The following is a 21,682-nucleotide window of genomic DNA, read 5'->3' on the forward strand; positions in this document are numbered from 1 at the left end:
AGATTAACCCTCCAATTCGTAGCGGTAATCTTCAACAACGGTGTTGGCCAGCAGCTTTTCACACATGACTTTCAATCGTTTCTCCGCTTCCGCACGATCTGTTGTATCCAGGTTCAATTCCATGACTTTACCGATCCGTACACTTTCCACTTCGTTGAATCCCATGGAATGCAGGGCTCCTTGAACAGCTACGCCTTGCGGGTCGAGTACGCTTTGCTTAATAGTGACATATACGGTTGCTTTGATCATGATCCTTATGTTCCTCCTCAGTAATGAACGGGATAAATGCTTTACGCTGTTAAAAAAAGTGACTTTGGTGCTTGCTCCGGGGCGGATTGTTCTTTCCGGTCGCTTGTTGTCCCCAGGTTTTTTGGATTGTTTTGAACCGCTGTGCGGTCAAAACCCGGGGACAAAGGCGAACGCTTCGCTCCTCTAAGAACAATTCCGCCCCTCCGCTAGTCCATGCGACGTTTTTTAAAGGCCCAAACCTTTACGTTGCACGGTGTGTAATGGTCTAGCCTGACCATTCCTTCAAAACAGTGAATGGCGAATGGTCTTTAAGTTACTTTATGAATCAATGAATTTGAATCTTGCAATCTCTTCAGGCTTCCCCTACCTGTGGGAAGCCACCGCTCTTAATTGCCTCACCCACCAGTTTGAACACTGGCGGAGGGAAAGATTTGAGCTAGAGAAACGAAGTGCTCGCCTTTGCAACCGGAATGTTTCCTTTTGAAAAAAGGATTCCAATCAAAACATTCCGGGGACAACAGCGATCGAAAGCCAAACTTTCCCATAGCCTCTCGCTCAAACGTTAAACTTTATTATTTCGTTAAACGGTTATAAATATCGACATATCTTGCGGTTGTTGTCTCAACTACGTCTTGCGGGAGTGGATCAGGTTTGCTGTTCTTGTCCCAATCGGTTCCGGCCAGATAGGTGCGCACCGGCTCTTTATCCATGCTATCGATCTCGATGTCGAGTTCGTAATTCTCTTTGGCCCAGAAGCGTGAAGCATCTGGAGTGAAGATTTCGTCAATCAGGATGACCTTGCCATCTACGATGCCGAACTCGAATTTGCAGTCTGCAAGAATGATGCCACGCTGATCGCAATAATCACGAGCGAATTCGTACAGGCGCAAGCTTTTTTCCTGAAGCTCCACTGCGAGTGCGTCTCCCACCAGTTCTTTCATGCGATCCATTGGGATGTCTTCATCATGACCAACATCGTTTTTGGCTGCCGGGGTGAAAATGGGAACTTCGAGCTTAGCGTTCTTGCGAAGTCCATCAGGCAACTTAATCCCATTCACTTCACCGCTTGTCTCATATTGTCTCCATCCACCACCCGTGATGTATCCGCGTACGACACATTCAATATCAATGCGTTCCGCTTTGCGAGTTACCATGATGCGGTCCCTGAGCAATTCAGGGTTTGTAATGAGGTCACCTAGTTGATTCACATCGGTATGAACCACGTGATTCTCCATCATGCCACCTGTCAGTTCGAACCAGAAGCTGCTGAGTTTATTCAGTACGTTTCCTTTCTCGGGAACTGCCGGGTCCAGCACGTAATCAAATGCCGAGATTCGGTCAGTAACCACGATTAGAAAATGTTCACCCAGGTCGTACAATTCACGTACTTTTCCTTTATATAACAGAGGTGCTTTAACGAGATCTGCCGCAGTGGACAGTGCCATGGGCTCACCTTCTTTCAGGAGATGTAAAGTATACGTCCAATTCCCCTCTTCACGCGGGGCCACTACGAATGCAGAACAACCTTCCGATCGCTGTTATCCCCAGATTTTTTGATTCCACTTTTGCAAAGTGAAAATCCGGGGATAAAGGCGAGCGCTTTGCTTCTTCAGGTTTTTTCTGCCTTCTCCGTTCCAGCGTGAACACATAATCAACCTATACTTTTAGGGAGAATAATTCAAAACCTCAATATATTAGTCGTTCAAGCCGAGCTTTTTGAAGATGGTGTCTACGTGCTTCAGGTGCCATGACGGGTTAAACGCATCTGCGATTTCCTCTTCGTTCAGCACTTCCGTGATTTCTGGTGTGGATTTCACGATATCCTGGAACTGGCGTTGTTCTTCCCATGCTTGCATCGCACGTGGTTGAACGGTATCGTATGCTTGCTCGCGGCTGAAACCTTTGTCGATCAGCTTTGTCATGATGCGACCGGAGAATGGTACCCCGTAGGTGCGCTCCATGTTGCGTTTCATATTTTCAGGGAATACCGTCAGGTTCTTCACGATGTTGCCAAAACGGTTCAGCATGTAGTTCAGCAGCATCGTTGCATCCGGCAGAATGATACGTTCGACAGAAGAATGTGAGATGTCGCGCTCATGCCAGAGCGTTACGTTCTCGTAAGCCGATACCATGTGTCCGCGAATGACGCGGGACAGACCGGAGATGTTTTCACTACCGATCGGGTTACGCTTGTGCGGCATCGCGGAAGATCCTTTTTGACCTTTAGCAAAAGCTTCTTCCACTTCACGGAATTCACTCTTCTGCAGTGCACGTACCTCTGTAGCAAACTTGTCCAGGGACGTTGCGATCAACGCCAGTGTAGCCATATATTCCGCATGACGGTCACGTTGCAATGTTTGAGTCGAGATTGGCGCAGGTTTCGTGCCCAACTTTTCGCAGACAAACTCTTCAACAAACGGATCGATGTTCGCGTACGTTCCTACTGCGCCTGAGATTTTGCCGTATTGTACATTGTCTGCTGCATGGCGGAAACGCTCCAGGTTCCGTTTCATCTCTTCATGCCACAATGCCATTTTCAGTCCAAATGTCGTTGGCTCCGCATGCACACCGTGCGTACGTCCCATCATTGGTGTGTGCTGATAAGCCAATGCTTTTTCACGAAGAATTTCAATGAAATTCACGATATCCTTTTCCAGAATCTCATTCGCTTGACGCAATACATAACCTAGAGCCGTATCTACGACATCCGTGGAAGTCAGTCCGTAGTGCACCCATTTCCGCTCCGCACCCAGACTTTCAGATACCGTACGTGTAAATGCGATAACGTCATGACGTGTTTCTTTTTCAATCTCATAGATGCGATCGATGTCAAAAGATGCGTTCTGACGAAGCAATGCTGCTTCTTCCTTAGGGATAACACCCAGTTCGGCCCACGCCTCACATGCACAAATTTCAACTTCCAGCCACGATTGGAATTTGTTCTCTTCGGTCCAGATGGCTCTCATTTCGGGTCTGCTATAACGTTCAATCATGAATTTGTATTCCTCCAGAGATTAGTTTGTTCAATCCATTGCAATCCTTCTTCAACATCCTGACAGAGCAGATTCACATGCCCCATCTTACGTCCTGTTTTTGCTTCGGTTTTACCATATATGTGAAGCTTGGGAATCACACCGAGTTCTATCGCTTCCGCATCAGGTTGCCCTGTTCTGGCGATAATGCCTTCCAGATGTTCTCCAAGCACATTGACCATAACAACCGGACTCAATAACGAAGTGTCCCCAAGTGGTAATCCGCAGATCGCACGGATATGTTGTTCGAACTGAGAAGTCGCACAAGCTTCCATCGTATAGTGACCGGAATTATGCGGTCTTGGTGCCAGCTCATTGACGTACAGTCTTCCATCCGCCGCTACAAACAGTTCCACAGCCAGCAGCCCAACAGCCTTCATCGATTCTGCTACCGCTGCTGCCAGCTTTTGAGCTTCAATCTGGATATCTGCGGCGACTCTAGCCGGCACGATTGACGCATGCAAAATGTTATTCACATGAATGTTCTCCGCTGGCGGGAACGTTTTGATCTCCCCATTTGTACTACGCGCTACAACGACCGATATCTCGCATTCAAACTTGATGAATTGTTCCAACACCAGTTCCGCACCAGTAGCCGCAAGTTCTTCGTATGCCGTAACAGCCTGACTTGCTTCCCGGATGACCCGTTGACCTTTGCCATCGTAGCCTCCAGTCACCGTCTTCAGTACACACGGCACTCCAAGTTCGCTAACAGCAGCAAGCATTGTATCCGCACTTGTGATCTCACGATAAGGCGCGACTCTTACTCCAGCAGCTTCGATCGCACGTTTTTCACGCAAACGATGTTGTGTGGTGTACAGTAACGCACTTCCTTGCGGAACGTAAGACTCACGCTCGAGCAGCCCAGCGACTTCTGCATCCACATTTTCGAATTCATACGTAATGACATCGCATTGCCGAGCCAGTTCAAGTGCAGCTTTGGCATCGTCATATCTTGCTTCAATCTGACGAGCAACTTGACCACAAGGTGCATCCGCAGCGGGATCAAGAGTAACGAATCGATACCCCATTGCCGTTCCTGCGAGCGTCATCATACGTCCGAGCTGTCCGCCTCCAAGAATGCCGATGGTTGTTTTCCCGGGCAGCAGGACTTTTTTCAGCTCTTCTGCTATACCGGATTGCTTCCCTGTGCTACTCATAGTTCTTCACTACTTTCGAGTACTTCTTGTTTGATGCGCTCTCTGCGAGCTTCAGAGCGACGTTGGACATCCGGGTCAAAAGCACCGATCATTTGAGCTGCCAGCAATCCTGCATTGGTTGCCCCTGCCTTGCCAATCGCCACAGTTGCGACGGGAATACCACCAGGCATCTGAACAATGGACAACAAGGAATCGAGACCGTTCAATGCTTTCGATTGAACCGGAACGCCAATGACTGGGAGCATCGTTTTGGAAGCGACCATACCTGGTAGATGTGCTGCCCCGCCTGCGCCTGCAATGATCACCTTGAATCCCCGATCAATTGCTTGCTCTGCGTATTCAAACATCAAATCCGGTGTACGATGAGCGGAGACCACCTTTTTCTCATAACCAATCTCCAGCTCGTCCAGCACCTCGCACGCATGTTTCATCGTTTCCCAATCCGACTTGCTGCCCATAATTACAGCGACTTGCAGTGACATGAATACATCCAACTCCCGTCTGCGCTTTTTTGATTACATCTAATTATTAAGGATCTCTTATTACGTGTGAAATGAAAAAATCCGCTACCCGCGAAAACATCACATTTTCTCCGGACACCGGACTCCAAGAAATACGTATCCCTCATTTGGGCATGCCAAAAGGGGCTTGCTGTCCGCATCTGGTTGCATGCGACTCTCAGCCGTATCTCCTCGTAGTCCGGAAATTTACGGTTCCCGGGTAGATACTTCCGGGCCCTATTCCCGGCGTTATACGAGCAAATATCTATCAAACTATCTTCGTTCATTTTGGTAATCTATTATTACACATTTCGTTCCTACTCGACCTTATTCTTACCTGATCGACACATCTAACATTCTAACAATCCCCTACAGCTAATGTCAACTTAAAGACGAACATTTAACATATTGACAAATATAATGTTCGGGAATTGCTTCTTTAAATTCGCTTAACCATCCATTTCATCCCATAAAAGAAAGCCGGCTCCTCTTCAATCTCTCGAAGACAACCGGCTTCCTGCTTTTAAGTGCGTACACACTTCATCCATTATTTTACGATCAGTACTGGAACCTGAGCATGCTGCACCACATTGTGACTAACACTACCCAGGACAAATTCCCGAATACCACCCAGTCCGCGGCTACCAATAATAATGATATCAGAATCATTTTCTTTGGAAAAATCAAGCAACACTTCCGCTGCCGCTCCTTGAATCAGATCCACATTGGCCGTTACACCCGCAGCCTGAATTCGTTCTTTCGCTTCATCCGTCGTCTGCACGGCCAGATTGTAATAGTCATTATTAAGTGAAGGTGGCAATGGAGCCAGTCCCTCACCAATAAATACACGTGGGAAATCAAAAGCATGAATGACATCCAGTACTGCATTTGGGGACACTTTAGCTAGCTCAATCGCACGATCAAGTGCTTTATTTGAAGCTTTGGAACCATCATAAGCCACTAGTATTTTGGAAAATAACATGTGAATCCCGTCCCTTCCTTTATATGTAGAGCACGCGAAGCAAGCTTCGGTCTGACATGTAATAAACTAACACAACCATATAACTCCTTAAACGTTCCAGAGCCACAATGAACCATTTATACGAATGAATTTACATATGAAACCACAGTATGAACGGTTACGCATGTATTCATTGAATAAAGTAACCATAGATTACCGCATTCAAGAATAACAACAACGGAATGCCAATGGTGAAGCTGGGATGTTTGGTTTTATGCCTTTTCCGATACATCGCGATCCAGACTCCCAAAGCACCGCCTATAAATGCTAATAAGAATAACGTCCGTTCGGGTGTACGGTCACGACGCTGTTGTGCACGCCTCTTATCATCCGACATCACCAGATAACCAACTACATTAATAAATAAAAACCATAATATAAGTCCGGTTTGCATATAATTCTAGCGATCCCCCTGTCCCGGGACATCTCCCTGTCTCCATTATAGTCCTCATCAGAGACATGTTCAACGCACCGGATAGGGAACCGCAATTTTGTGTAATAACGCTAACCTCGCTCTAACCTAGGACTCCTGCTTTGGAATACCGTTCAGGCTTGGTGCTCTTTTGGCTGCTTTGTCCGGGCGCACAGCGATACTCTCTTCCCGAATACTGTCTTTGTTTTGCTGGTTATGAATTTTCTCTGGTTTGTTATGCGGCATGTAGGTATCACCTCCTTGGCTTACGTTGCCTGAAAACGGAGGATCTTATACGACTTCACATAGATGAGTAGAGAAAAGTTATAATCAGTCCCTTTGGAGTAAATGAGTACATCATTCGCATGGCTCGTATCGCACGAGATATGACCTCAACTACCTCAAGAGTGTTACTCTCCCTTTTTCTCCATAGCCGCCTTCAGCAGTTCACCCAGATTGGAACCGATGGACTCCTGCTTCGCATATTGTTTCACCAGCTTTTGCTGATCGCGTTTGTTCACATGCTGTTTGTCCTTATCCAACGTTTCTGTAATACCACAAGGTAGACATTGTACGTATAACCCCGCCTTACCTTCTTTGATTTCCATCTTTTTGTGGCACTGCGCACAACGACGATTGGACAATCTTTTTTCTGCCGAACGACGATACCCACAGTCCTCGGTAGGACATACAAGAAACTTGCCGCGCTTGCCTTTCTTCTCCAACAACCGTGCGTTACAGTCCGGACAATGGCTATTGGACACATTATGCGGCTTGTACTCCGCTTTGCTGCCTTTTACCGTAGACACCAGCTCTTTCGCCATGGATCGGATACTATCCAGAAACGGTCCCGGTTTCCCTTGCCCACGAGCGATGCGTTCCAGTTCAGCTTCCCAGCGGGCAGTCAGATCCGGTGAACGAAGCTGCGGAGCAGCCAGTTCAATCAACTGTTTACCTTTGCCAGTCGGGTGCATGCTGTTGCCTTGACGATCTATTGTATCGGAACTGACCAGCTTCTCGATAATATCCGCACGTGTAGCTGGAGTGCCGAGTCCATGCTTTTCCATCTGGGAAAGCAAAGCAGCTTCGGTATACCGTTTGGGCGGCATCGTCCGTCCACTTTTAATATGGCAACGCTGAACCGTCACGGACTGCCCTTGCTGCACATCTGGCAAAAGCGCACGCTCATGGTCTGCTGCATCATCAGTACGGTCATCGTCATCATCGCTGTAATCGCCGCCGTATACTTCACGCCATCCACTTTCTTTCACCGTTGTTCCTTTGACATGGAAGAAATCGCCCCCCACTTGAACCGTGATCGCAACCGAATCGTACTTCGCTGCCGGATAGAACAGGCTGATAAAACGACGTACAATCAGATCGTACAATTTGCGTTCCTCTGGATTCAATTGATTCAGAAGCACCGTCTGCTCCGTTGGGATAATCGCATGGTGATCCGTAACTTTGCTGTCATCCACAATACGTTTGGTGATATTCAGATTTTTGCGCAACACAGGACGTGCCAAAGACGCATAAGGTCCAATGGCTACAATATCCAGCCGTTCTTTCAACGTAGCTGTCATATCCGAAGTCAGGTATCGACTGTCCGTACGTGGGTATGTCACAAGCTTGTGCTGTTCATACAGACGTTGCAGGACATTTGATGTTTGCTTTGCAGAGAAACCATATTTCCGGTTGGCATCCCGTTGCAGTTCCGTCAGATCATATGCCAGTGGATGTGGCTCTACTTTCTCGCTTTTCTTCACCTGGGCAATCGTGCCCTTGCGCCCATCTACCCGTTTCTTCAATTCTTGCGTTTCTTGAGGGGCGAAAATTCGTGAATCTCCTCCAGCTGCCCGCCACACAGCCTGAAAACCGCCCAAATCTGCCGTTAACGTCTCATACTCCTGCGAGCGGAAACCGTTAATTTCATTTTCCCTGTCCATAATCATGCCTAATGTCGGGGTTTGTACACGTCCAGCTGATAACTGCGCATTAAAACGAACGGTTAGTGCACGGGTCACGTTAAGTCCAATCATCCAGTCCGCCTCCGCCCGGCAACGTGCAGATTCATAGAGACGATCGAACTGACTGCCTGGCTTCAGCGAAGCAAATCCGTCTTTGATCGCCTTATCTGTCTGGGATGAAATCCACAGGCGTTTAAAAGGTTTTTTCCACCCCGCCATCTGCATGATCCAACGGGCCAGCAATTCTCCCTCACGGGCCGCATCCGTCGCAATGACCAGCTCACCTACATCCTGACGTTTCATTAACTGCTGCACGGCTTTATATTGATGATTGGTCTCTTTAAGTACCTTCAGTTTCGTACGATCTGGCAGAATGGGCAGGTCCTCCAGATTCCATGTTGCATACTTTTTGTCGTAATCCTCCGGTTCAGCTAATCCAACCAGATGTCCAAGTGCCCAGGTAACGATATACTTCGGGCCCTCCATATAACTTTTATGTTTATCACGCGCACCCATAACTCTGGCTATTTCGCGTGCCACAGACGGTTTTTCTGCCAGTACCAATGTCTTCACTTCATATCTCTTCCTCTCTGATAGAACGTTATGTCTCTTTTATCCCTATCTTTTCATTATATCATTTCACACTAAAGGTATGCTCTGTCATCTCTACTTCCTAACTACTCGCATCCTGTAACCTCATGTTTAATCAATATATCGATTCCATGTTATATTTCTTTACATTATAATATGTAATAGTTTTTCTGAGTACATGTAAACAGAAGCATGAATAAGTATTAACACTGTAAAGTATTGATGTATACGTTTTTTTGGATAAATATAAACCTTGTAAGATTACCTAACATAACTATACAATGTGTCAAAAGCATAGAAACAGAATCGCTGCTACACACATCAATGAGACACAGGAAGGGAGCGTGGATGCATGACTTATCATGGATCTGTATTGAAAAAAAGTGGGGCTTTGTTACTGGCAGGTGCTGTGGTTGCCACAACATGGGGAGGAACGGTACCTTCGGCATCAGCCGCAACGGCAACGCCTACGAGTAAAACAACAGTAGCAGCTGTATCCAAAGGAAAAGCGCCAGCTACTCCGGCAGCATTTGTTCAGGCCATGGAAGAAGCGGCTACACTTGCAGGTGTTCCTTTTACCATGGACAAGCTCTCCGGCACAACCGTACAACGTAAAGATGCTGCGGTCGCCCTGCAACAATGGCTCAAGCTGGATTCGACTACCGAATCATTCAAGGATGTTCCAGATGAAGCCACTTTCGCAGGTGCTGTCGGTGCATTGAACACTGCGGGATTGATGAAAGGTTATACTGAATCACTCTTCCTTCCAAACGCTGTACTTACGGAGAATGACCTCTCCATACTGAAAGACCGCATTTATAACTACATAAAACCGTTTGTCCTGGAGGAAGCAACCATTATGGATCTCCAGACTGCAATGACGCAAGGAAAACTGACATCAAAAGAGCTGGTTCAGAAATATCTGGACCGCATTGTGAAATACGATGATCAAGGTGTAAGCATCAACGCCGTATTAACCCTGAACCCGGATGCGCTCCAAATTGCGGAGCAATTGGATGAAGAACGTGCAGCCCAAGGTGCTCGTGGACCTCTGCATGGCGTTCCGATTCTGGTGAAAGACAATTTTGATACCAATGACATGCCGACAACCGCAGGCTGTATCTGTCTGAAAGATTCCGTCCCTGCTCACGATGCTGAACAAGTGAAGAAACTCAAAGCAGCTGGCGCCATTATTTTGGGCAAAACAAACCTGCATGAATTCGCATTTGGCATCACGACATCCAGCTCATTGGGTGGACAAACGTTGAACCCTTACGCCCTGGACCATTATCCAGGTGGCTCAAGCGGTGGAACAGGTGCTGCCATTGCATCTAACTTTGCTGCAGCCGGCATGGGTACGGACACTGGCGGTTCGATCCGTATCCCATCCAGCTTTAACAGTCTTGTAGGTATCCGTCCAACCATCGGACTGTCCAGCCGTGAAGGCATTATCCCATTGGCTTTGACACAGGATGTAGGTGGACCTATGGCCCGTACAGTTAGTGACGCTGCAATCATGTTGGATGCTACAGCCGGCTATGATAAAAAGGATGTTGCTACAGCTTACGCGGTCGGAAAAATCCCTTCCAGCTATACAGACTTCCTGGATGTAAACGGACTGAAAGGTGCACACATCGGTGTGGCCACAGAACTCATCCCAAGCACCAAAGCTGAAGAAAAAGCCGTTGCTGACGTGATCAACACCGCTGTGGAAGAATTGAAGTCACTGGGCGCTACCGCAGTTCCCATTTCCATCCCGAACTTGACTGAGATCAACAAATACCCAAGCCTTAGTGGATATGAATTCAAATTCCAACTGAATGACTATCTGGACTCATTGGGCGCAGATGCTCCATATCACAGTCTGTCCGAGATCATCGCTTCCGGAGAGTTCGACAAATCTCAGGAGCAATCCATGAAGACTCGGGATGCACGCCAAACGTTGGAGACTACCGAATACAAGGACATCGTCCTGAAACGTACCCAAGTTACACGTGAGTCCCTGCTGAAAGTTATGGCAGACAATAACTTGGATGCCATCATCTATCCTACGTCCACGCAAGCCGCTGGTGTTATTGGCGAAGGACAAAACTCCGGTGGTAACAACCGATTGAGTCCTTTCTCCGGCTTCCCGGCGATTACGGTCCCTGCTGGTTTCACAACTGATGGTTTGCCAGTAGGCATGGAATTCCTGGGTCGTGCTTTTGATGAAGGAACCTTGATCAAGCTGGCTTACAGCTACGAACAAGGTACACATCACCGCCAAGCGCCTAAGCTTACGCCGTAAAATATTTATAGGATTAAGCAATTCCGGTTAACACAATAAATAATTGCAATCATATCACTTTTTTGAAACGAGTTAACCTACTAAAGAGACCACCCTCTTCATGACTGCATGAAGTTTGGGTGGTCTCTTTTATATCTCTATTTATTTTTGCGTTGCATACCGTCGGATGTTACTCATTCCTGAATCTTGTCCGGCACGCCCCATTTCAGCACCAGACCTGCGTATGTCAGACCACCGCCAAAGCCAAAGAGAGCTATGCTCTGTCCTTCTTTCAACTTCCCTTCATCCACTGCAAGCTGTAAAGCAAGCGGAATGGAAGCAGCAGATGTGTTCCCACGATACTCGACACTGGTTAAAGTACGTTCCAAAGGAACCGGACCACGTTCGCAAACAGCTTCAATCATTCTCATGTTGGCACTATGCGGGACAAACCAGTCAATCTGGTCAGGGCTTAATTCAGCTTTCGTTATAAGTTTACCCAATTGCTCTGGAATCGTCCGTACAGCCCACTTATAAATCTCTCGGCCATTCTGAACTAAACAACCTTCGCCCTGTAAAGGCACACCATTCATCTCCGAAGACAAGCCACTCTTATAGAGATGTAAACCGCCTTCTCCATGTGTACCTGATATGGCTGCCATAAAGTCACCTTCAGTACCCGATGATCTCTCCACCAAGAAGGCCCCCGCTCCATCACCAAACAGTACACAAGTCGTGCGGTCTGTGTAATCCGTAATTTTGGATAATGTCTCTGCTCCAATAACCAGTACTTTGCGGTACATTCCACTGGTCACCAGACTGTCGGCTAGCTGTAGCCCGTAGGTAAAACCTGCGCATGCCGCATTTAAATCCAGTACGCCCGTGTGTGGGATCTTAAGATTAGCCTGTACTCTGGATGCCGTACTTGGGAAAGCATATTCAGGTGTGCTGGTAGCCACAAGGATCATATCCATATCTTCTACACTTACATCATAACGACGTATCATATCTTCCACAGCCTTCGTAGCCAGGTCAGATACAAATTGATCTTCAGCTGCAATTCGCCGTTCTCTCATACCTGTACGCTGTACAATCCATTCGTCACTTGTCTCGACCAATTTCTCCAGATCAGCATTCGTTAATATTCGATCCGGTACATACGTCCCCATTGCCGTGATGGTTGCCTTTGATTGATGATTCATACCGGTAGTCACCTCACTTGTTTTTTACTATTATAGCACTAAGTCTTAGTACTTGGTACTAATTTTAAAAAAATATTTATTACGAATCTTTCGTTAGTTGTTTATTTTAAATGATCTATTTATTCTATTACCCAGAGTAATACAAACGATGGCATGCATCTTTGATGAAGAATTGTGGATATTCCCTTACTAACATGAAGAATGTCTTAATTAAATGCATTTTTTATAGACAGATCATTCCAACAGGAGGAAAATAAACAGATTGTCCTACATTACTACAGAATAGAGATGATCTATACCCATGAAAAAAGAATTAAATATCCTTGCCATTTCCGGAAGTCTGCGCAATCAGTCCTCCAATACGTTATTAATGCACGCCATGATTAAGCTGGCTCACACTAACCTTAAGTTTGAAGTATATGATGGATTAAATGATCTGCCGCATTTTAACCCTGACCTCGATGTCGAGGAGGGTCCAGAGTCCGTACAGAACTTGAGAGCCCAACTTAAGCATTCGGACGGTGTCCTTATCTGCACGCCAGAGTATGGAAATGGCGTTCCTGGGGTCTTAAAAAACGCACTAGATTGGGTTGTATCTTCTGGAGAATGGCTCAATAAACCCACCATTGTCATTGCTGCTTCCCCAAGCCCCATGGGAGGTGACAAAGCCCATGCTTCACTATTGCTCACACTAAACATGATTAATGCACAAGTCTTACAAAAGGGCTGTTTAACCATTCCTCATATTACATTGAAAATGAACAAACAAGGAGTCATCATTGATTCGGAAACCCAGCATGCATTGCAGAACTCCCTTACAATCCTTGGAGAGGCTTGCAACCAAATGAAAGTATAGACAGATGTTGTACTTAAATCGATGATAGAGAAGAAATGATCCTTTTAAAGTTATTTAACATTCTCATAAATATTGAAATATTAAACAGCCTTGGTTATTTACCAGGGCTGTTAAGGTTTATATAAGTATTTAGGATTAAAATAAAAAAGACACACTCGATATCATCAAGTGTGTCTTCCTATTGCTTGGCGGCGTCCTACTCTCCCAGGACCCTGCGGTCCAAGTACCATCGGCGCTAGAGGGCTTAACGGTCGTGTTCGGGATGGGTACGTGTGGAACCCCTCCGCCATCGCCACCAAACGCATAGCATAGCTTACATTCAGAGATCGTTCTCTGAAAACTAGATTCGAAACGAAACATGCGAATTACAACTTGCTATTGGATAAGCCCTCGACCGATTAGTACTGGTCAGCTCCATGCATTGCTGCACTTCCACCCCCAGCCTATCTACCTCGTCGTCTTCAAGGGGTCTTACATACTGGGAAATCTCATCTTGAGGGGGGCTTCACGCTTAGATGCTTTCAGCGTTTATCCCTTCCGTACATAGCTACCCAGCGGTGCTCCTGGCGGAACAACTGGTACACCAGCGGTACGTCCATCCCGGTCCTCTCGTACTAAGGACAGCTCCTCTCAAATTTCCTACGCCCACGACAGATAGGGACCGAACTGTCTCACGACGTTCTGAACCCAGCTCGCGTACCGCTTTAATGGGCGAACAGCCCAACCCTTGGGACCTACTTCAGCCCCAGGATGCGATGAGCCGACATCGAGGTGCCAAACCTCCCCGTCGATGTGGACTCTTGGGGGAGATAAGCCTGTTATCCCCAGGGTAGCTTTTATCCGTTGAGCGATGGCCCTTCCATGCGGTACCACCGGATCACTAAGCCCGACTTTCGTCCCTGCTCGACTTGTAGGTCTCGCAGTCAAGCTCCCTTATGCCTTTGCACTCTTCGAATGATTTCCAACCATTCTGAGGGAACCTTTGGGCGCCTCCGTTACTCTTTAGGAGGCGACCGCCCCAGTCAAACTGCCCACCTGACACTGTCCCCGCACCGGATTACGGTACCAGGTTAGAACCTAGATACGATCAGGGTGGTATCCCAACGTTGCCTCCATGCAAGCTGGCGCTCACACTTCAAAGGCTCCCACCTATCCTGTACAGATCGTACCCAAATTCAATATCAAGCTGCAGTAAAGCTCCATGGGGTCTTTCCGTCTTGTCGCGGGTAACCTGCATCTTCACAGGTATTAAAATTTCACCGGATCTCTCGTTGAGACAGCGCCCAAGTCGTTACGCCATTCGTGCGGGTCAGAATTTACCTGACAAGGAATTTCGCTACCTTAGGACCGTTATAGTTACGGCCGCCGTTTACTGGGGCTTCGGTTCACAGCTTCGGATTGCTCCTAACCACTCCCCTTAACCTTCCAGCACCGGGCAGGCGTCAGCCCGTATACTTCGCCTTACGGCTTCGCACAGACCTGTGTTTTTGCTAAACAGTCGCTTGGGCCTTTTCACTGCGGCCCCCTCGTGCTATTCACACTACCGGGGCACCCCTTCTCCCGAAGTTACGGGGTCATTTTGCCGAGTTCCTTAACGAGAGTTCTTCCGCGCGCCTTAGAATACTCTTCTCGCCTACCTGTGTCGGTTTGCGGTACGGGCACCTTCACCTGGCTAGAGGCTTTTCTTGGCAGTGTGAGATCATGACCTTCGCTACTATAATTTTCGCTCCCCATCACAGCTCAGCCTTAATGATGTGCGGATTTGCCTACACATCAGCCTTACTGCTTAGACGGACATCCATCAGTCCGCGTCACTACCCTACTGCGTCCCCCCATTGCTCATAACGGCTTACGGTGGTACAGGAATTTCGACCTGTTGTCCTTCGACTACGCCTTTCGGCCTCGCCTTAGGTCCCGACTTACCCTGAGCGGACGAGCCTTCCTCAGGAACCCTTAGGCTTTCGGCGGATCAGATTCTCACTGATCTTTTCGTTACTCATACCGGCATTCTCACTTGTATAATGTCCAGCGCTCCTTACGGTACACCTTCAACCCTTATACAACGCTCCCCTACCCCTGATGCAAAGCATCAAGCCATAGCTTCGGTGGTGTGTTTAGCCCCGTTACATTTTCGGCGCAGAGTCACTCGACCAGTGAGCTATTACGCACTCTTTCAATGGTGGCTGCTTCTAAGCCAACATCCTGGTTGTCTGTGCAACTCCACATCCTTTCCCACTTAACACACACTTGGGGACCTTAGCTGATGGTCTGGGCTGTTTCCCTTTTGACAATGGATCTTAGCACTCACTGTCTGACTCCCGGAAGTAAGTCTATGGCATTCGGAGTTTGACTGAGCTTGGTAACCCTTGCGGGCCCCGCACCCAATCAGTGCTCTACCTCCACGACTCTGTTTTCCGAGGCTAGCCCTAAAGCTATTTCGGGGAGAACCAGCTATCTCCGAGTTCGATTGGAATTTCTCCGCTACCCCCACCTCATCCCCGCATTTTTCAACATGCGTGGGTTCGGGCCTCCAGTGCGTGTTACCGCACCTTCACCCTGGACAGGGGTAGATCACCCGGTTTCGGGTCTACGTCCACGTACTAAGTCGCCCTATTCAGACTCGCTTTCGCTGCGGCTCCGGCTCTTCACCTTAACCTTGCACGGGAACGTAACTCGCCGGTTCATTCTACAAAAGGCACGCCATCACCCCTAAAACGGGCTCTGACTTTTTGTAAGCACACGGTTTCAGGTTCTATTTCACTCCCCTTCCGGGGTGCTTTTCACCTTTCCCTCACGGTACTGCTTCACTATCGGTCGCTAGGAAGTATTTAGCCTTGGCAGATGGTCCTGCCGGATTCATACGGGGTTTCACGTGCCCCGCACTACTCGGGATCCGTCTCGGAGGGAACAGACTTTCAACTACAGGGCTTTTACCTTCTTTGGCGGGCCTTTCCAGACCTCTTCGCTTAACCGGTTCCTTTGTAACTCCATGTGAGACGTCCCACAACCCCAAAGAGCAAGCTCTCTGGTTTGGGCTTCTCCGCGTTCGCTCGCCGCTACTGACGGAATCACTATTGTTTTCTCTTCCTCAGGGTACTTAGATGTTTCAGTTCCCCTGGTATGCCTCACACTAACCTATGTATTCAGTTAGGTGTAACTGGAAATTACCCCAGCTGGGTTTCCCCATTCGGACACCCCCGGATCAAAGCTTGCTTACAGCTCCCCGAGGCAGTTTCGTTGTTCGCCACGTCCTTCATCGGCTCCTAGCGCCTAGGCATCCTCCGTGTGCTCTTAGTAGCTTAACCATTTTGTTCCGGTTTCGGTCGCTCGCTTCCCTTGTTTTGCTTACGCAAAGCCAAAAGTCGCTCTCACCCGATACCATCACAAAAGCAATTTAACTACCTTTATACACTTGACTTGTTTGCACAAGTTCAGCTTAAAGGAATGTTCTAATTCGCGTTTGTTTCGTTTCGATATCTAGTTTTCAAAGAACAAGCTCCATGCAAAAGCAAGCTGTTTTGAGAGTTTGAGCTCTCAAAACCGAACAACGAGTGAGTGTTTTGCAGCTAAGCTGCGTATTTGAATGTTTCCGTTGCAGGAAACGATTCTCCATAGAAAGGAGGTGATCCAGCCGCACCTTCCGATACGGCTACCTTGTTACGACTTCACCCCAATCATCTATCCCACCTTCGGCGGCTGGCTCCTTGCGGTTACCCCACCGACTTCGGGTGTTATAAACTCTCGTGGTGTGACGGGCGGTGTGTACAAGACCCGGGAACGTATTCACCGCGGCATGCTGATCCGCGATTACTAGCAATTCCGACTTCATGCAGGCGAGTTGCAGCCTGCAATCCGAACTGAGACCGGCTTTGTTGGGATTGGCTCCATCTCGCGATTTCGCAGCCCGTTGTACCGGCCATTGTAGTACGTGTGTAGCCCAGGTCATAAGGGGCATGATGATTTGACGTCATCCCCACCTTCCTCCGGTTTGTCACCGGCAGTCTATCTAGAGTGCCCACCCGAAGTGCTGGCAACTAAATATAAGGGTTGCGCTCGTTGCGGGACTTAACCCAACATCTCACGACACGAGCTGACGACAACCATGCACCACCTGTCTCCTCTGTCCCGAAGGAAAGATACATCTCTGCATCGATCAGAGGGATGTCAAGACCTGGTAAGGTTCTTCGCGTTGCTTCGAATTAAACCACATACTCCACTGCTTGTGCGGGTCCCCGTCAATTCCTTTGAGTTTCAGTCTTGCGACCGTACTCCCCAGGCGGAGTGCTTAATGTGTTAACTTCGGCACCAAGGGTATCGAAACCCCTAACACCTAGCACTCATCGTTTACGGCGTGGACTACCAGGGTATCTAATCCTGTTTGCTCCCCACGCTTTCGCGCCTCAGCGTCAGTTACAGCCCAGAGAGTCGCCTTCGCCACTGGTGTTCCTCCACATATCTACGCATTTCACCGCTACACGTGGAATTCCACTCTCCTCTTCTGCACTCAAGTCACCCAGTTTCCAGTGCGATCCGGGGTTGAGCCCCGGGATTAAACACCAGACTTAAATGACCGCCTGCGCGCGCTTTACGCCCAATAATTCCGGACAACGCTTGCCCCCTACGTATTACCGCGGCTGCTGGCACGTAGTTAGCCGGGGCTTTCTTCTCAGGTACCGTCACCTTGAGAGCAGTTACTCTCCCAAGCGTTCTTCCCTGGCAACAGAGCTTTACGATCCGAAAACCTTCATCACTCACGCGGCATTGCTCCGTCAGGCTTTCGCCCATTGCGGAAGATTCCCTACTGCTGCCTCCCGTAGGAGTCTGGGCCGTGTCTCAGTCCCAGTGTGGCCGATCACCCTCTCAGGTCGGCTACGCATCGTCGCCTTGGTGAGCCGTTACCTCACCAACTAGCTAATGCGCCGCAGGCCCATCCCCAAGTGACAGATTGCTCCGTCTTTCCAGTTCTCTTCAGGCGAAGAAAACAATTATTCGGTATTAGCTACCGTTTCCGGTAGTTGTCCCAAACTTGAGGGCAGGTTGCCTACGTGTTACTCACCCGTCCGCCGCTAACTATCAGAGAAGCAAGCTTCTCTGATAGTCCGCTCGACTTGCATGTATTAGGCATGCCGCCAGCGTTCGTCCTGAGCCAGGATCAAACTCTCCAATAAAGTATTGAAAAGAGCGATAAGCTCATTTTGAATCTGACGAGATTAAAAATCTCATTTGTGCTCCAGTCGATCCAAGCCAAGGCTTGTTTCAAACTTTTGCGTTCATTCTGCAAGCAGAATGTTTACTCACTCGTTGTTCAGTTTTCAAAGATCAAACTTATTTCGTTACCGAATGTTGTTCTCTTCAGCAACTCTTATATAATATCATGTCCGAACCAACTTTGCAAGCTCTTTTTTTCAAGTCTCTTTCGAGTCAATCGCTTGCCGCACCGTGTATCTCGTGTTTTTTGGCCGGAAATAGAATATACCATGTACAGTTATGGAACGCAAGTCTTTTTTAGATAAACATTAAATTCTTATAAAATGAGCACCCTGTAGACCTTTTAACAAGTATCTCCTTATAGCCGGCTAAATGATACATCTGCGCACTAACTTTAATGATCGGAGTAATTAACTTACAAACGCAATAAGTTTTTTATATGATCCTTAATCCAACTTTTAGAAAAACTCATGTTTTATACAGTACATACTCATCACGTTATAGAACTTATTAACCGATGATTTCATTAGATAAACAACCAACAAATCATAAATCATTCTACTCATTCCTTCTATATAGAAGGAAAACATTTTTGAGATTCATTTTACTCAAGAAAGGAAAATAAAAAAGAAGCGAAAGCTCCGGGTTTAAATCCCGTGGCTTCCGCTTCTTTCATATATAAGGTAACAAACTTATCTCCGTATTCTTCATTAAACCTAACGTACGCTTATTCCCCGCCAATAAATACGTATCGGCAGACTACGATGAGCGCCAAGATCCACATAAGCCAGTGAATTTTCACTTTACGCTCTGTAACCAAGTTACTGAACACCGCCAGAATCACATAAGATACGATACCTGCGGAGATCCCGTTTGCGATTCCACCTGTGAAAGGCATCAATACAATGGTAAGGAATGCAGGGAAAGCTTGCAGGAAATCATCCCACTCAATGCTGCGCACTTGACTCATCATAAGTACACCCACGATGATCAATGCCGGAGCTGTCGCAGCGGATGGAACAACAAGCGCAAGCGGTGCGATAAACAGGGCCAAAATGAACAACAAACCTGTCGTTACCGAAGTCAGTCCTGTACGTCCACCTGCCTCAACACCTGAAGCACTTTCAACGTATGCCGTAATGGTACTTGTACCTAGTGCAGCACCTGCGCTGACACCAACTGCATCGACGAGCATCGCTTTACCGATCGTTTTCTCGCCTTTTTTCTTATCCTTCATAATCCCCATACGTGTTGCAGTACCTACCATCGTACCAAACGTGTCGAACAATTCAACGAAGGTGAAGATGAAGATGATCTCGAACAATCCGAGACTGATGGCACCTTTCAAATCCAGCTGTCCAACCGCCAGATCACTGAAGTTAGGCAACCAGCTTGCGCCTGAAAGACCACTCAGATTCGTAACGCCCATCGGAATACCAATCAGCGTTGTTGCTACGATCCCGATCAGCAGAGCGCCTTTGACGCGCATAACCATCAGAATAGCAATAAGGAGCAAACCAATCAGGGCCAGCAACGCATCGTGATGTGTTACAAAGTTGCCCAATGACAAGTTAAAACTGCTACCCGGAATCGGCTGACTCAGATCTGCGTCTGGTGCAACATTAACTGTTACAGCCACGAGATTAGCAAGTTTGAAACCAATAATGGTAATAAAGAGACCGATACCAACCGTAATGGCCATTTTGATTGACTGCGGAACTGCAACAAGCAGCATTTGACGAATCTTCGTCACGGTCAAAATAATGAACACGATACCGGAAAGGAATACCGCTCCGAGAGCTGCTTGCCAAGTAATCGCTCCATTCGAACTTAGAACGACAGTCATGAAGTACGCATTCAGCCCCATACCTGGTGCAAGTGCGATCGGAATATTCACGAACAATCCCATAATAATAGTCATTAATCCGGCGCCGACGGCTGTTGCAAAGAATACTGCATTATCCGACATCCCCGCACCGGCTTGTCCCAAGAACAACGTATTTACAAAAAGAATGTAAGCCATTGTCATAAACGTAGTGAGACCCGCAACAATCTCCGTTCTAACGTTTGTTCCGTTTTCTTTTAATTTAAAGAAACGATCCATAATTACTAACTCCCCCTTAGAGATGTTGAAGCCATATTGAAAAACGACAAATGACCCTGATGAAGATTCTTCACCCAGGGTTCAGCTGACAAGGAGTGGCATGATGCCTTTACTAAGAACAAAAAAAATTCTAATGTGCGTGATGTCCCCGCAATCATGTAGAATTCATGTGCTTAGCCTTCTCCTCTTCGTAGCCAGATCATTAGGGTGATCTCGTAGAGACTCCCGGGCCAATCCCCAGGATTATACGAATAAGTATGCGCTATTTGTTTGTTTCCCATCACTATTTTAGGAGGGCAGTATGTTTTTGTCAATGAGAAAAACGAATATTAATATCACGCTTTTAGAATATCGTTCGTATTATTTAACAGATTGAACCAGTTCAGCGGTTTACAACCCAATTGAATACGCTTTTTTCGGTGTAATCTCAATGGGATATGTCCATTCTTTCAGACTGAAAGTTCCGCAGGATAACATAAAAAGCTAGCCTGATTAGAGGGCGAGAAGCGCTCTAATTAGGCTAGCTTATGTTTCTGATGCGTTTTAGCAATCAGGTGAATGATGATCTAGGAATAACGATATCTCATATTCCAAAGACTTATACTCATTAGGTATATGGAGCAATTTACGACATGTTCCGGAGCTCTTTTTTACCGGATCAGTCCTATGTTAATTATATCTCTGTCTGCGGAGCATCCTGTATCTCTTGTTGTTCCTGATTTGTGTTTGTTGTTGAGTCAGAGGATAACTCCTGGTTACTGGACTGATCGGAAGAAGCATCCGCTGCCTCTAAATTCACAAATGGAAAGTCCCCCGAACCGGAAGCCAGATCTTGCATACCTGAACCGCATCCTGCCAGCATCACCATCAGAAACGCACTTCCAATGCCCATCTTCCATTTGCTCATATAGTCGGTTTTACGCATACATTCAATTCTCCTTTCAGTAGCCATATAGCTCTTAGTATGTACTTATTGTACAGGCCCGACCTGAAAGGATCATGAAGTCAACTTTAAAATGGGATTAATTTTGAAAGTTTATTACTTGTAAAAAAAGTAGCCCTACAAAAATTTGATCACAATATTCTTCTTAATAAAAAAACGCCCTTTTATTTG

14 protein-coding genes, 3 rRNA genes and 2 riboswitches are annotated in these 21,682 nt (G+C 47.2%); of the genes, 2 read left to right on the plus strand and 15 right to left on the minus strand.

Features of this window, described 5'->3' with window-relative positions; translation table 11 throughout:
- Nucleotides 1–3: 3 nt before the first annotated feature.
- The 9 genes from purS to ACDJ59_RS22345 all read right to left on the minus strand — a co-directional run bounded on the left by purS (nucleotide 4) and on the right by ACDJ59_RS22345 (nucleotide 8,914).
- Nucleotides 4–249: a phosphoribosylformylglycinamidine synthase subunit PurS gene (gene purS, locus ACDJ59_RS22305; RefSeq protein WP_017690695.1), complete on the minus strand. Its 246-nt coding sequence runs from the start codon at nucleotides 247–249 to the stop codon at nucleotides 4–6.
- A gap of 572 nt (nucleotides 250–821) precedes the next feature.
- Complete coding sequence (locus tag ACDJ59_RS22310; RefSeq protein WP_413405878.1) at nucleotides 822–1,694, minus strand: phosphoribosylaminoimidazolesuccinocarboxamide synthase; 873 nt, start codon at nucleotides 1,692–1,694, stop codon at nucleotides 822–824.
- Between the two features lie 249 nt (nucleotides 1,695–1,943).
- Nucleotides 1,944–3,242 carry an adenylosuccinate lyase gene (purB, locus tag ACDJ59_RS22315; protein ID WP_036668399.1) on the minus strand — a complete coding sequence of 433 codons (1,299 nt, stop codon included), beginning with the start codon at nucleotides 3,240–3,242 and terminating at the stop codon, nucleotides 1,944–1,946.
- Nucleotides 3,239–4,441, minus strand: a complete 1,203-nt coding sequence (gene purK, locus ACDJ59_RS22320) for a 5-(carboxyamino)imidazole ribonucleotide synthase (RefSeq protein WP_413405880.1) — start codon at nucleotides 4,439–4,441, stop codon at nucleotides 3,239–3,241. Before purK ends, purB begins: the two co-directional genes overlap by 4 nt.
- Nucleotides 4,438–4,923: a 5-(carboxyamino)imidazole ribonucleotide mutase gene (gene purE / locus ACDJ59_RS22325; protein WP_105602018.1), complete on the minus strand. Its 486-nt coding sequence runs from the start codon at nucleotides 4,921–4,923 to the stop codon at nucleotides 4,438–4,440. Before purE ends, purK begins: the two co-directional genes overlap by 4 nt.
- Before the next feature lie 193 nt (nucleotides 4,924–5,116).
- Nucleotides 5,117–5,218: riboswitch (purine riboswitch) on the minus strand.
- A 270-nt stretch (nucleotides 5,219–5,488) separates the two neighbouring features.
- Nucleotides 5,489–5,923 carry a universal stress protein gene (locus ACDJ59_RS22330; protein ID WP_413405883.1) on the minus strand — a complete coding sequence of 145 codons (435 nt, stop codon included), beginning with the start codon at nucleotides 5,921–5,923 and terminating at the stop codon, nucleotides 5,489–5,491.
- Nucleotides 5,924–6,092: 169 nt separating this feature from the next.
- Entirely contained in the window at nucleotides 6,093–6,356 is a 264-nt protein-coding gene (locus ACDJ59_RS22335; protein ID WP_017690702.1) for a DUF1294 domain-containing protein, read from the minus strand.
- Nucleotides 6,357–6,482: 126 nt separating this feature from the next.
- On the minus strand, nucleotides 6,483–6,620 hold the full coding sequence (locus tag ACDJ59_RS22340; RefSeq protein WP_017690703.1) for a hypothetical protein: 138 nt from the start codon (nucleotides 6,618–6,620) through the stop codon (nucleotides 6,483–6,485).
- A gap of 164 nt (nucleotides 6,621–6,784) precedes the next feature.
- Entirely contained in the window at nucleotides 6,785–8,914 is a 2,130-nt protein-coding gene (locus ACDJ59_RS22345; protein WP_413405885.1) for a DNA topoisomerase III, read from the minus strand.
- Nucleotides 8,915–9,284: 370 nt separating this feature from the next.
- On the opposite strand from ACDJ59_RS22345, the gene ACDJ59_RS22350 reads away from it, so the two are divergent.
- Nucleotides 9,285–11,219 carry an amidase family protein gene (locus tag ACDJ59_RS22350; RefSeq protein WP_413405887.1) on the plus strand — a complete coding sequence of 645 codons (1,935 nt, stop codon included), beginning with the start codon at nucleotides 9,285–9,287 and terminating at the stop codon, nucleotides 11,217–11,219.
- A gap of 173 nt (nucleotides 11,220–11,392) precedes the next feature.
- On the opposite strand, the gene ACDJ59_RS22355 is transcribed toward ACDJ59_RS22350, so the two are convergent.
- Nucleotides 11,393–12,400 carry a ketoacyl-ACP synthase III gene (locus tag ACDJ59_RS22355; RefSeq protein ID WP_413405889.1) on the minus strand — a complete coding sequence of 336 codons (1,008 nt, stop codon included), beginning with the start codon at nucleotides 12,398–12,400 and terminating at the stop codon, nucleotides 11,393–11,395.
- Between the two features lie 301 nt (nucleotides 12,401–12,701).
- On the opposite strand from ACDJ59_RS22355, the gene ACDJ59_RS22360 reads away from it, so the two are divergent.
- Complete coding sequence (locus ACDJ59_RS22360) at nucleotides 12,702–13,256, plus strand: NADPH-dependent FMN reductase (protein ID WP_413405891.1); 555 nt, start codon at nucleotides 12,702–12,704, stop codon at nucleotides 13,254–13,256.
- A gap of 183 nt (nucleotides 13,257–13,439) precedes the next feature.
- On the opposite strand, the gene rrf is transcribed toward ACDJ59_RS22360, so the two are convergent.
- From rrf to ACDJ59_RS22385, 5 genes are all read right to left on the minus strand, one after another.
- Nucleotides 13,440–13,556, minus strand: a 5S ribosomal RNA gene (rrf, locus tag ACDJ59_RS22365).
- 78 nt (nucleotides 13,557–13,634) lie between these two features.
- Nucleotides 13,635–16,561 (minus strand): 23S ribosomal RNA (locus tag ACDJ59_RS22370).
- 310 nt (nucleotides 16,562–16,871) lie between these two features.
- Nucleotides 16,872–18,424, minus strand: a 16S ribosomal RNA gene (locus ACDJ59_RS22375).
- Together the 16S, 23S and 5S rRNA genes form the textbook arrangement of a ribosomal RNA operon.
- 767 nt (nucleotides 18,425–19,191) lie before the next feature.
- Nucleotides 19,192–20,568, minus strand: a complete 1,377-nt coding sequence (locus tag ACDJ59_RS22380; protein ID WP_047841443.1) for an NCS2 family permease — start codon at nucleotides 20,566–20,568, stop codon at nucleotides 19,192–19,194.
- 171 nt (nucleotides 20,569–20,739) lie between these two features.
- A riboswitch (purine riboswitch) is annotated at nucleotides 20,740–20,839 on the minus strand.
- Between the two features lie 402 nt (nucleotides 20,840–21,241).
- Nucleotides 21,242–21,493: a hypothetical protein gene (locus ACDJ59_RS22385; protein ID WP_047841442.1), complete on the minus strand. Its 252-nt coding sequence runs from the start codon at nucleotides 21,491–21,493 to the stop codon at nucleotides 21,242–21,244.
- Nucleotides 21,494–21,682 lie beyond the last annotated feature (189 nt).

This window comes from Paenibacillus amylolyticus, assembly GCF_047302515.1.
Taxonomy (GTDB): domain Bacteria; phylum Bacillota; class Bacilli; order Paenibacillales; family Paenibacillaceae; genus Paenibacillus; species Paenibacillus amylolyticus_G.